Annotated in this window: 10 protein-coding genes; 9 read left to right on the plus strand and 1 reads right to left on the minus strand. The window is 50.1% G+C overall.

Translation table 11 applies throughout. The annotated features are described in order from the left end of the window. The first annotated feature begins 127 nt into the window (after positions 1–127). From JCR24_RS05050 to JCR24_RS05090, 9 genes are all read left to right on the plus strand, one after another. Positions 128–1,402, plus strand: coding sequence for a sugar ABC transporter substrate-binding protein (locus tag JCR24_RS05050; RefSeq protein ID WP_238980199.1), 1,275 nt, complete (start codon positions 128–130; stop codon positions 1,400–1,402). A 70-nt stretch (positions 1,403–1,472) separates the two neighbouring features. Next, the gene (locus tag JCR24_RS05055; protein WP_238980200.1) at positions 1,473–2,753 is read left to right on the plus strand and encodes a carbohydrate ABC transporter permease; all 1,281 of its coding nucleotides are present in this window, start codon (positions 1,473–1,475) and stop codon (positions 2,751–2,753) included. Beyond that, positions 2,753–3,595, plus strand: coding sequence for a sugar ABC transporter permease (locus JCR24_RS05060; protein WP_238980201.1), 843 nt, complete (start codon positions 2,753–2,755; stop codon positions 3,593–3,595). Before JCR24_RS05055 ends, JCR24_RS05060 begins: the two co-directional genes overlap by 1 nt. 72 nt (positions 3,596–3,667) lie before the next feature. Next, positions 3,668–5,203, plus strand: coding sequence for an alpha-amylase family glycosyl hydrolase (locus JCR24_RS05065; RefSeq protein WP_238980202.1), 1,536 nt, complete (start codon positions 3,668–3,670; stop codon positions 5,201–5,203). A gap of 18 nt (positions 5,204–5,221) precedes the next feature. Further along, positions 5,222–6,241 carry a LacI family DNA-binding transcriptional regulator gene (locus JCR24_RS05070; RefSeq protein ID WP_238980203.1) on the plus strand — a complete coding sequence of 340 codons (1,020 nt, stop codon included), beginning with the start codon at positions 5,222–5,224 and terminating at the stop codon, positions 6,239–6,241. Positions 6,242–6,364: 123 nt separating this feature from the next. Further along, positions 6,365–8,296: a sigma-54-dependent Fis family transcriptional regulator gene (locus tag JCR24_RS05075; protein WP_238980204.1), complete on the plus strand. Its 1,932-nt coding sequence runs from the start codon at positions 6,365–6,367 to the stop codon at positions 8,294–8,296. A 200-nt stretch (positions 8,297–8,496) separates the two neighbouring features. After that, positions 8,497–9,483 (plus strand): thiamine pyrophosphate-dependent dehydrogenase E1 component subunit alpha, encoded by a 987-nt coding sequence (locus JCR24_RS05080; RefSeq protein WP_013523101.1) that lies wholly within the window; start codon positions 8,497–8,499, stop codon positions 9,481–9,483. Between the two features lie 27 nt (positions 9,484–9,510). Beyond that, positions 9,511–10,530: an alpha-ketoacid dehydrogenase subunit beta gene (locus JCR24_RS05085; protein WP_011230214.1), complete on the plus strand. Its 1,020-nt coding sequence runs from the start codon at positions 9,511–9,513 to the stop codon at positions 10,528–10,530. Positions 10,531–10,559: 29 nt separating this feature from the next. After that, complete coding sequence (locus JCR24_RS05090; protein ID WP_013146165.1) at positions 10,560–11,870, plus strand: dihydrolipoamide acetyltransferase family protein; 1,311 nt, start codon at positions 10,560–10,562, stop codon at positions 11,868–11,870. A gap of 172 nt (positions 11,871–12,042) precedes the next feature. Here the strand turns inward: JCR24_RS05090 and JCR24_RS05095 are convergent, their stop codons facing one another. Continuing rightward, positions 12,043–12,906 carry an SDR family oxidoreductase gene (locus tag JCR24_RS05095; protein WP_238980205.1) on the minus strand — a complete coding sequence of 288 codons (864 nt, stop codon included), beginning with the start codon at positions 12,904–12,906 and terminating at the stop codon, positions 12,043–12,045. Positions 12,907–12,937 lie beyond the last annotated feature (31 nt).

Genomic DNA, 12,937 nt, shown 5'->3' on the forward strand with positions numbered 1-12,937 from the left:
AAAATAAGCGTTATAATGGAGATGAGTGGTGCAATCGTTTTCATAGAAAGGATTAAAACTTATTTGCGCAAACGTTTTCCTTATGATTGTACCGCTAAGATTCCGTCATGATGACAGGAGGGGGATTATGAGAAAAGCGTTATCTTTCTTTCTCATGGCCGTGTTGTTGATTGGCGTGCTGGGTGCCTGCGGTCCCAAGCGCGATGTCCAGCAGCCGAAAGGAAACGACCAAAAGACGGCAGAACAGGACAAAAAGCCACAGAAACTCGTCGTGTGGGTGAACGATGATGAAAAACAAAAACAAGCGTTAAAGGATATTTTTCAAAAGTACACAGAAAAAACCGGAATCAAAATCGAGATGGTTGGGGTCAACATGCTCGATCAAACGAAAAAACTAGCGCTCGACGGACCGGCTGGCAAAGGGCCGGACGTGTTCTATCAGCCGCATGACCGCATCGGCGACATTGTGTTGCAGGGGCTGGCCGATCCGGTCGACCTTGGCGATGCAAAAGGCGAGTACAGCCCGACAGCCATCAACGCGGTAACATATGATGGGAAAACGTATGGCGTGCCGATGGTCGTCGAAACGTACGGCGTGTTCTACAATAAAAATTTAGTGCCGGAAGCGCCGAAAACGATGGATGACTTGATGAAGATCGCCAAGGAAAAAACGAATGCGGCGAAAGATCAATACGGCTTTTTAATGGAAGCGACGAACTTCTATTTCGTTTATCCGTTCTTTGCTGGCTACGGCGGCTATGTGTTTAAAAATGAAAACGGCAAATACGACACAAGCGACATCGGGCTGGCTAATGATGGAGCCGTCAAAGGAGCCGAGCTCGTCCAATCGTGGTTTAAAAACGGCTACATTCCGAAAGAAATCACCGGCGATATTATGAACGGGCTGTTTACGAAAGGGAATGTGGCGGTTGCCATCACCGGACCATGGAACATCGCGTCGTATAAAGAAGCGTTGGGCGACAAATTAGCGACCGCGCCGCTGCCGGTCTTAGACAACGGCGAGCATCCGAAATCGTTCGTCGGCGTGAAAACATGGATGTTATCAGCCTATTCACAAAACAAAGAATGGGCGGTCGATTTCATGAAATTTGTGACGAACGAAGAAAATTCGCTCCATTACTATGAAGTGGCAGGTGAAATGCCGGCGAATGAAAAAGCGTTGACAAATGAGAAAATTACGAATGATCCGTTGATCGCCGGCTTTGCGGAGCAAATCCAATACGGCGAGCCGATGCCGAACGTGCCGGAAATGTCGCAAGTGTGGGAGCCGATGGGCAATGCCTTGCAATTTATCGCGAAAGGCGACAACCCGAAAGCGGTGCTGAGTGAGGCGGTCAAAACGATTCAAGATAAAATCGCCGCCAGCGGCGCTGGAAAATAACGCGTGATATCGTGGTGGATAGGATCAGCCCTATCCACCATTCTTATCCATACAATAGGGGGGAGTTCGGATGCCGGAAGCAAACGTCCGCCATCGGCCGGCGGTGGCGATGGCGCTGTCGCTGTTGTTTGCCGGCCTTGGGCAATTGTACAACCGCCGGTATGTCAAAGGAATTTTGTTTGTCATCATTGAAGCGGCCTTTTTGATGACGTTTTATAACTTTTTGAACATCGGGCTGTGGGGACTCGTCACGCTTGGCGAAATCCCGATGCTTGATCATTCGATTTTTCTCTTGATTCAAGGATTGGTTTCGGTCATCATCATCGCTTTTGCGGTCGCGTTGCACATTGCGAACATCATTGATGCGCGCAACGACGCCCGCCGTCGGCAGCGCGGCGAGCCGTTCCCATCGCTGATCGAATCGTGCCGTCATGCGTGGGATCGGGGGTTTCCGTACATCTTTGTGACGCCCGGGCTTGTGATGCTGTTGTTTATCGTTGTGCTGCCGCTGTTGTTTATGGTGTCGCTCGCATTTACCGACTACAACTTGTACCACTCGCCGCCGCGCCATTTGTTGAATTGGGTTGGGTTGGAAAACTTCAAAAACTTAGTGTCGATTCCAATTTGGAAAAGCACGTTTTTTAGCGTTCTCGCCTGGACGATCGTTTGGACCGTGGTGGCGACAACGGCGCAAATCGCCCTTGGACTGTTTTTGGCGTTGCTTGTCAACGACCCGCGCATCAAGTTCAAGCGGTTCATCCGCACGGTGTTGATTTTGCCGTGGGCCGTTCCAGCGTTTGTCACGATTTTGGTGTTTGCGGCGATGTTCAACGACAAATTCGGAGCCATCAACCGCGAAGTGTTGAGTTTGTTTGGGTTGTCGGTCCCGTGGATGACCGATCCGTTTTGGACAAAAGTGGCGCTTATTTTGATTCAAACGTGGCTTGGCTTCCCGTTCGTATTTGCGTTGTTTACCGGCGTTTTGCAAAGCATTTCCCGCGACTGGTACGAAGCGGCCGACATCGACGGAGCGACGCGCTGGCAAAAGTTTCGTTCGATCACGTTGCCGCACGTCTTGTATGCGACGGCGCCGCTGTTGATTATGCAATATGCCGGCAATTTCAACAACTTTAACATCATCTATTTGTTCAACGACGGCGGCCCGGCCGTGCGCGGACAAAACGCCGGGGGGACGGACATTCTCATTTCATGGGTGTACGATTTGACGTTTACGACAAACAACTACAATATGGCGGCGGCGATCTCGCTCATCATCGGCTTGATCGTCAGCGGGTTTGCCATTTACCAGTTCCGGCGCACCCGTTCCTTTAAAGAGGAGGGAAACATTTGATGAATCGCAAATGGAAATCGCACGTGGAAGTAGCGCTTATTTATTTGTTTATCGCCTTCATGTTTGTCGTCATCGCCTATCCGCTCCTTTGGACAATCAGCATGTCGCTCAATCCAGGAACAAGCCTGTATTCGGCATCTCTCATCCCAGAGAAGTGGACGTTCGAGCATTATAAATGGTTATTTACCAGCCCGCAGAGCGATTATTTGCTTTGGTATAAAAACAGCTTGTTTGTCGCTGCGGCCAATGCGGTGTTATCCGTCTTTTTCACGGCGCTCATCGCCTATGCGTTTTCGCGCTACAAATTCGTCGGGCGGAAAACGGGGCTGTATTTGTTTTTAGTGTTGCAAATGTTTCCGTCGCTCATGGCGATGGTCGCGATCTATATTTTGCTCAATATGCTCCATTTGCTCGATTCGCTTTGGGGGCTCATTCTTATTTACGTCGGGGGGCAAATCCCGTTTAACGCGTGGCTGGTCAAAGGCTACTTTGATACGATTCCGCGCGAGCTGGATGAGGCGGCGCGCATCGACGGTGCCGGCCACTTCGGCGTCTTTTTCCGCATTATGCTGCCCTTAGCCAAGCCAATTTTAGCCGTTGTCGCCTTGTTTAACTTCATGGCGCCGTTCACCGACTTTTTGCTGCCGTCGATCGTCTTGCGCGATCCGGACAAATTTACGCTGGCGGTCGGGCTGTTCAACTTTATCAGCGACCGGTTCGCGAACAACTTCACCCGCTTTGCCGCCGGCTCGATTTTGATCGCCGCCCCGATTGCCATCGTCTTTTTGTTCCTGCAGCGGTATTTGATTTCTGGCTTAACGGCTGGTGGCACAAAAGGGTAAGAACCGCTATCATAGAATAGGGGGCTTACCCGTTTCCGAACGAGCAAATGAATCGGGAAGGGAGGAATGGAAATGGGGAACCGGCTCTTTATGCTGCTCGTCCTTCCGTTCCTTCTTTTTTATGCCATGCCGGCTGCGGCGGCGGAGAAAGAAGAACGGACGTGGCAAGATGAAGCCATTTATTTCATTATGGTCGACCGGTTTAACAATATGGATCCGACAAACGACCAGAACGTGAATGTGAACGATCCGAAAGGGTATTTCGGCGGCGACTTGAAAGGGGTGACGGCGAAACTCGATTACATCAAGGAGATGGGATTTACCGCCATTTGGCTGACGCCGATTTTTAAAAACATGCCGGGCGGTTATCATGGCTATTGGATTGAAGATTTTTATCAAGTCGATCCGCACTTTGGCACGCTGGGCGATTTGAAAACACTCGTCAAAGAAGCGCATAAGCGCGACATGAAAGTCATTTTGGATTTTGTCGCCAACCATGTCGGTTACAATCACCCATGGTTACATGACCCAACGAAAAAAGATTGGTTTCACCCGAAAAAAGAGATTTTCGACTGGAACGACCAAACACAGCTTGAAAACGGCTGGGTGTATGGGTTGCCTGATTTGGCGCAGGAAAATCCAGAGGTCAAAACGTATTTAATTGACGCTGCCAAATGGTGGATTAAAGAGACCGACATTGACGGCTACCGGCTCGATACAGTGCGCCACGTGCCGAAATCGTTTTGGCAGGAGTTTGCGAAAGAAGTCAAATCGGTGAAAAAAGACTTTTTCCTTCTTGGCGAAGTGTGGAGCGACGATCCGCGCTATATTGCGGAATACGGCAAATACGGCATCGACGGATTTGTCGATTACCCGCTGTATGGCGCGGTGAAGCAGTCGCTTGCTAGGCGCGATGCGTCACTGCGCCCGCTGTATGATGTCTGGGAATACAACAAAACGTTTTACGACCGACCGTATTTGCTCGGGTCGTTTTTGGACAACCATGATACCGTGCGGTTTACGAAGCTCGCGATTGACAACCGCAACAACCCGATTTCACGCATTAAACTGGCCATGACGTATTTGTTCACCGCCCCTGGCATTCCGATCATGTATTACGGGACCGAAATCGCCATGAACGGCGGCCAAGATCCGGACAACCGCCGTCTGATGGATTTCCGCGCCGATCCAGAAATCATCGATTACTTGAAAAAAATCGGCCCGCTTCGCCAAGAGCTGCCATCATTGCGGCGCGGCGATTTTACGCTGTTCTATGAAAAAGACGGCATGGCGGTGTTGAAACGGCAATATCAAGATGAAACGACGGTCATCGCCATCAACAATACGAGCGAAACGCAGCATGTCCATCTCACCAATGACCAGTTGCCAAAAAACAAAGAACTGCGCGGCTTTTTATTGGACGATCTCGTCCGCGGCGATGAGGACGGCTACGACCTTGTGCTCGACCGCGAAACGGCGGAAGTATACAAGCTGCGGGAGAAAACAGGGATCAACATCCCGTTTATCGCCGCCATCGTATCGGTTTACGTGCTGTTTCTTTTGTTTTTATATTTGGTGAAAAAACGGGCAAAACGGATCAATGAATAAATGGAAAGGAGGGGGCTTATGACCGTTACGATTAAAGATGTGGCGAAAAGGGCCAATGTCGCGCCGTCGACCGTCTCGCGGGTGATCGCCGACAGCCCGCGCATCAGCGAGAAGACGAAGCAGCGGGTGCGCGAGGCGATGAAAGAGCTCGGCTATCATCCGAACTTTATCGCCCGCAGCCTCGCGAGCCAAATGACGCAAGTGATCGGCATCGTCATGCCGAGCTCCGCCGACCAGGCGTTGCAAAACCCGTTTTTCCCGGAAGTCATCCGCGGCATCAGCAAAGCCGCCCATGAAAAACGGTACGCCTTGCAAATGTCGACAGGGGAAAAAGAAAGCGATATTTACGAACGGGTGGTGGAGATGCTGCAAGGGCGGCGCGTGGACGGCGTCATTTTGCTTTATTCTCGTCAAAACGATAAACTGATGAAATACTTGCAAAAGCACGACTTCCCATTCGTCGTCATCGGCAAGCCGCACCAAAAAGCGGAACAAGTGACCCATGTCGACAACGACAACGTCCAGGCGGGCAAAGATGCGACGAACTACTTGATTGCCTACGGCCATGAGCGCATCGCGTTTGTCGGCGGCAATCCGCAATATTTGGTGACCGTCGACCGCCAAAATGGCTACGCCGCCGCCTTGAGTGAAGCCGGGCTGCCGTACCGCCCGGAATATGTCGTCCATGAAGAATTTTTGCAGGAAGGCGGCCAAGAGGCGATGAAGGAGCTTCTTTCTTTGCCTGAGCCGCCGACTGGGCTCGTTGTCGCCGATGATCTCATGGCGCTCGGAATGCTCAAAACGCTCGATGAAATGGGCCTCGGCGTCCCGGAAGATGTATCGATCGTCAGCTTCAACAACACGTTGCTCGCCGAAATGTCGCGTCCGCCGCTCACGTCGGTTGACATCGGCATTTTTCAGCTCGGCTACGAAGCGGCGAAAAGTTTAATTGAGAAAATCACCAACCCAAATGAACCGATCAAACGCATCATCATCCCGCACCGGCTCGTGGAGCGGGGGTCGTGTGCTAGGCGGTAGATGTTTCCAAGGCAGCCATCATGGCTGCTTTTTTCGGTTGTTATTTTTTATAAAGTTGAAAAAGGAAATCAATAAATTGAAGAGAAAAAGAAAAACAATGGCAAACACGGAGGTGAACACAAGATGATCGTGACCCGCGAACAGGTGAAATCCATGTGGGAAAAGTTCGTATTTCATAACGAGCTCGATCCCGATTTGCCGCCCATGATTCGAGACTCTTGGCTTCGGTCGAAAAAAGCGATGGTTGATCCGTTTCGGCCGTACGGGTGGATTAAAGAAATCGACAATGAAAAGTACCGCTCCTTGATCGATTGGTCATTGCCGTTAATGGAAGGGTTGTATTCGATTGTCAAAGGATCTGGATTTTTGGTGATCCTGTGCAATGAAAACGGACAGTTGCTTTTGTCGATTGGCGATCGCGAGCCTTTAGCGAGGGCGGAAGAAATCGGATTTATCGCGGGGGCGGACTGGAGCGAGCAAGTGATGGGGACCAACGCCATTGGCACATCGATCGCCATTGATCGTCCGATTCAAGTGTTTGCTGAGGAACATTACACGAAAATATGCCAGTCATGGACGTGTTCCGCTGCCCCCATCCATGATCCCGACGGCCGAATCATTGGTGTATTGAATATGTCAGGACCCTATGAAAAAGTGCACTCTCATACGCTAGGAATGGTTGTATCAGCCGTAAAGGCGATTGAGTACCAACTAAAATTACATGAGAATGCTGAAAAAAACGTGATGATGCAACGGTTTTTGGAAGCGACAACGAACAATATGAAAGAAGGCATTTTAATCATCGATCGCGATGGGAAGATCGTAAAGGCGAACAACCAGTTAAAAAAGCTGTTCCATATACCACAACTGCAACTGGAAGAGAAAAAGCTCGACGATCTTTTCAATGATCCCTCTATCTGTTCGAACCACCCGCTTCATTTGCAAAATCAAGAGCTGCATCTAAGCGTCAAGCCTTCAAACGCGGTGCACCATGTGTTAGTTGACAAGATTCCAATTTACGAGAAAAAAGAACGAATCGGATCGATGATCATTGTAAAAGAAATTGAAAAGGTACGCCAGTTTGTCAACCACCTATCGGGAAACCAAGCGAAAATCACGTTTGCGGATATGATCGGGCAACACCCGTGTTTCATTGAGAAAATGAACGAAGCGAGGCTCGCCGCAGCGACAGATTCCAACGTGTTAATATTAGGGGAAAGCGGAACAGGAAAAGAGATGGTGGCTCAGGCGATTCATAATGAGAGCAAGCGGAGAAACAAACCGTTTATTGCCATTAACTGTGGAGGCATACCGCGTGATCTCCTTGGCAGTGAGTTGTTCGGATATGTGGACGGGGCATTCACAGGAGCGAAAAAAGGGGGAAGCGCCGGAAAGTTTGAGCTTGCCAATGGGGGAACGCTTTTTTTGGATGAGATTGGCGAAATGTCCTTGGAAATGCAAGTGTTGCTTTTGCGCGTTATTCAAGAAAAGGAAGTGATGAGAATTGGCGGGCATAAAGTGATCCCTGTTGATGTCAGAATCATCGCGGCGACCAACAAAGACCTTCGCCGGGAAGTGCAAAAAGGCAGTTTTCGTGAAGACTTGTTTTTCCGGTTGAACGTCATGCCGATTGTTCTTCCGCCGCTTCGAGAAAGAAAAGAAGATATTCCGCTTCTCGTCCGTCATTTTATTGAAAGACTGGCTCACAAACGAAATAAACCGTTTCCTGAGATACGGTCCGATTTCTTAGAGGCGCTTATGCAATACGATTGGCCAGGAAATATTCGCGAGTTGCAAAATATGATCGAGCGGGTGCTAAATCAGTGCACAAAACCGGTATTGACAGCGGCTGATTTGCCGGAAGAAATCTTTCGGCCTCTTCGCTTGCCTCAAGTTAGGGAGAACGTAGACATCTCCCGAAATGAGATAAAAAAGCAATCCATCATCGAGGCGTTAAAGCAGTGCAACGGCAACATTTCCAAAGCTGCCCGTTATTTAGGCATATCGAGAAGCACATTTTACCGGCAAATGGATAAATGGAATATTCGGTATTGACTGTCCCATTTTGTATCAAAGTGTAGCGACAAAGTGAAACAAAATGAAACACTTTGTCGCTGTTTTTGTTTAGGTTGGATCAAAAAGGCGGCTTTGGATAAACAATTTGGCGGACGAAGAAAAGGAAACAAGCGTTGGAACGATTTTTGCTTTATAGAAATGATGAAAGCGGTACCAATCAAGTGAAGGAGGAGAGGAAGTTGGCCATTTCCAAGGATCATCTTCTTTGGATGTACGAAACGATGTACAAAATTCGCTGCTATGAAGACAAAATGGCGGAGGCGTATGCCGAAGGGAAATCTCCTGTGTTTAATATCGGCGCGGGGCCGGTGCCAGGGGAAATGCATTTGGCCACTGGACAAGAACCGGCTGCAGCTGGGATGTGTGTTCACTTGAAAAAGGAAGATACGGTGACTGCCCCTCACCGTCCGCATCACCATGCGATTGCCAAAGGGGTGGATTTGAACCGGATGACAGCAGAGATTTTCGGAAAAGCCACTGGACTAGGAAAAGGAAAGGGCGGCCATATGCATTTGTTTGATCCTGACGTCAAATTTTCCTGCGGAGGGATCGTTGGGGCTGGGATTCCTCATGCCCTTGGCGCGGCGCTGGCGGCCAAGAAAAGGGGGACGGATTGGGTGGCGGTTGCGTTTATCGGCGAAGGAGCCGCCAATCAAGGGGCATTTCATGAATCGTTAAATATGGCGGCATTATGGAAACTGCCATTCATTGTTGTCATTGAAAACAATCAATATGGAATTTCTGTGCCGAAAACGGCGTCTACAGCGGTTCCCTCGAATGATGTACGGGCAGCCGCCTATGGCATTAAAGGATACTATGTCAAAGACAACGACCCGATTGATATGTACAACGTATCGAAAGAAGCGGTTGAACGTGCACGAACTGGACAAGGGCCGTCGATTATTGAGATTGAAACATACCGTTATTTAGGACATTTCCAAGGCGATCCGGAAGTATACCGGGATAAAAATGAAGTGACGTTGCTTCGCCAAAAAGACCCCATTATTCGCCTTCGCAACTATTTATTGAATGAATGTGGGGTAACAGAGGAGACGATTGCACAGCTGGAAAACAAAGCGACATCTGAGGTCGATCAGGCGTACGCGTTTGCGAGAGAAAGCGATTATCCCAAGCCGGAAGAGGCATTGGAAGATGTGTTTGTCTAATTTCATAGGAGAAAGGAGTTTTGCCATATGCAACAAACAAAACAGCGGCTGTTAACGGGAAATAAGGCGCTGGCTGAAGCGATTCGCCTTGAGATGGAGAGAGATCCGAACGTCTTTGTGATGGGAGAAGATGTCGGAGTATACGGTGGGATTTTTGGAGCGACAGAGGGATTGTTCCAAAAGTTTGGACCGGAACGGGTCATCGATACGCCGATTTCTGAGACCGCGTTCATCGGTGCTGCCATCGGCGCCGCTGCGGAAGGAATGCGGCCGATCGTGGAGCTGATGTTTGTCGACTTTTTTGGGGTTTGTATGGACCAAATTTACAACCATATGGCGAAAATTCCGTACATGTCCGGCGGCAGGGTGAAACTGCCAATGGTATTGATGACGGCGGTGGGAGGCGGTTACAGCGATGCCGCCCAGCACTCGCAAACGTTGTACGCCACCTTTGCCCATCTTCCTGGGATGAAAGTCGTCGCTCCGTCGACGCCATATGATTTAAAAGGGATGATGATTTCCGCTATTCGCGATGATAACCCTGTTGTCTTTATGTTCCATAAAACCTTGCAAGGGCTCGGCTGGATGGATCAGCTTGATGCTTCGATCGGGCATGTACCGGAAGAGGCGTATACTGTGCCGCTTGGGAAAGCAAATATTGTGCGCGAGGGAACGGATATCACCATTGTCGGTATTCAAATGACAGTGCATCAGGCGCTCGAAGCGGCCAAAAGACTTGAACAACAAGGCATTCAAGCGGAAGTGATCGATTTGCGTTCTCTTGTCCCATTGGACAAAGAGACGATCATTCAATCGGTTAAAAAGACACACCGCTTGCTTGTTGTTGATGAAGACTATCTGTCGTACGGGATGACGGCGGAAATTGCCGCGATTGCCGCTGAACATTGTTTGTATGATTTGGAGGCGCCGGTGAAGCGGATTGCTGTTCCGGATGTGCCAATTCCTTATAGCCGTCCGCTTGAACAATTTGTATTGCCAAATGCCGATAAAATTTTCCGTGAGGCGATCCAACTCGTCAATGAATAAGGAAAAGTTCGTTCCAAGGGAGGCAGCTTATGGTTGTCGAAGTGACATTGCCCAAATTATCCGATTCCCATGATGAAAGTTTCATTACGTTTTGGCACGTTTCCGAAGGAGATGCGGTGGAAAAAGGAGCCACGCTAGTGGAAGTGCAAACAGAAAAGGCCGTTTCAGAAATTCACGCTCCCGAGTCAGGAACAGTAAAAGAGATCAAAAAGAAACGAGGGGATACGGCCAAGGTCGGCGAAGTACTGGCCGTCATTGCCGTCGAAACGTTTGCTCCGGACGGCGGAGATCCGCAGACAGAGATCAAGATCACCCCACGCGTAAAAAAACTGGCCAAGGAGCTTGGCGTCGATTGGAGTACGGTCACACCGACGGGGGCGAATGGCAAAATCACGGAAGACGATATTCGTCGTGCGGCGAGCGCGGGAAAACAAAGGACTCCTCAAAAAACATTCGTGGCTGCCCCGTCAGTGCGAAAGTTTGCCCGCGAGCAGAACGTGTCTTTAGAGGAAATCACTCCAAGCGGAAAGAACGGAAGAATATTGAAAAGCGATATTGAAGCAGCATTGTCGGTTCGGCAGCAAAAAGCAACAGATGAGGCTGCTGCCAGTGTTGAGATTTTAGAGAAGCAGGAAAGCCGGGAAAAAGTGCGCCGAGTGCCGCTGACAGGCATCCGCAAGGCTATCGCCAAAGCGATGGTGCGGTCAACGCGGACCATTCCGCAAGTCACCCATTTTGGCGAGGCCGATGCGACCCGTCTTGTTCAACATCGCCGACGGATCCAACCGCTAGCCGAGCAACAAGGGGTAAAACTGACCTATTTAGCCTATGTGGTAAAAGCGCTGGCAGCGGTGTTGAAAAAGTATCCAATGCTCAACGCTTCGCTTGATGAGGAACGAGAAGAAATCGTTATTCACGAATTCATTCACATTGGGTTTGCGGTTGACACTGACCGTGGATTGCTCGTCCCGGTGATTCGTGATGCGGATCAAAAATCGTTGTTCCAAATTGCGAAAGAAATTGAAGAATTGACGGCGAAGGCGAGAGCGGGAACGATTCAAGCGGTGGAGATGAGCGGAGGGACATGCACGGTTTCGAACATCGGCTCGGCCAATGGTTCGTGGTTCACGCCGATTATTCATTATCCACAGTCTTGTCTTTTAGGAATCGGGAAAGTTGAGAAAAAACCGGTGGTCGTCGATGATTCGATTGAGATTGCTTCTGTGATGCCGCTGTCCCTTACTTACGATCACCGTCTTATTGATGGGATGATGGCTCAACACGCCTTAAATGAATGTCAAACGTACTTGTCTGAACCGGATTGGCTGCTTGTTATGTGACAAAAAACCCCGCCCCCATTCCGGGGTGGGGTGAGAGAAGAGGGGCACCTTGTAAAGAAGTAGAGGAACATCGTAGCTTTATCGTACTCGTTTTTTTACAATCACGCCATATTTTTGTGAGAAAAGGTAACGCGATTTTGTTAAAAATGATTGGCAACAGCGGTGGCTGCGGTCAATCGCTGATGAACTTGCCGCCATTTACATGAAGCATTTGCCCGGTCATGTACGACGATTCGTCGCTCGCCAAAAAGACGTAGCACGGGGCGACTTCGCACGGTTGGCCGGGCCGTTTCATCGGGGTGTTGGCGCCGAATGTGGCGACTTGCTCGCTTTTGAACGTCGACGGGATGAGCGGCGTCCAAATCGGGCCTGGGGCGACGCCATTGACGCGAATGCCTTGGCCGACGAGCGCTTTGGCGAGCGAGCGGGTGAAGGCGACGATCGCCCCTTTTGTCGCCGAGTAGTCGATGAGCTGTTCGTTTCCTTCGTAGGCGGTGACCGAAGCGGTGTTAATAATCGCGCTTCCGCTTTTTAAGTGCGGGAGCGCCGCTTTCGTTAGGAAAAAGCAGCCGAATACGTTCGTGCGAAACGTTTTTTCCAGCTGCGCGGCGGTGATGTTGAGAAAGTTCGGCTGCGGGTGCTGTTCAGCGGCGTTATTGACGACGATATCGAGCTTGCCGAACGCTTCGATCGTCTGTTTCACCGCTTCTTTGCAAAACGCTTCATCCCCGATGTCTCCCGCCATCGCCAGGCACCGTCTTCCTTCCTGTTCGACAAGCCGTTTCGTTTCTTTGGCGTCTTCATGTTCGTTGAGATAGATGATCGCCACATCGGCTCCTTCCTTGGCAAAATGGACCGCGACCGCCCGGCCGATGCCGCTGTCGCCGCCGCTGATGATGGCGACTCTGTTTTCGAGCTTGCCGCTTCCTTTATAGGTGTCTTTGATGGTGACCGGCTGCGGGTTCATCTCCGTTTGCAGGCCGGGCTGGCGCGTCTGGTGCTGCGGGGGCAGCGTCGTTTGTTGCTTTGTGACCATGTTTGTTCCTCCTTAGCATGTATTGTCATCG

The sequence above is a fragment of the Geobacillus sp. YHL genome (assembly GCF_022341265.1).
Classification (GTDB): Bacteria; Bacillota; Bacilli; order Bacillales; family Anoxybacillaceae; genus Geobacillus; species Geobacillus thermoleovorans.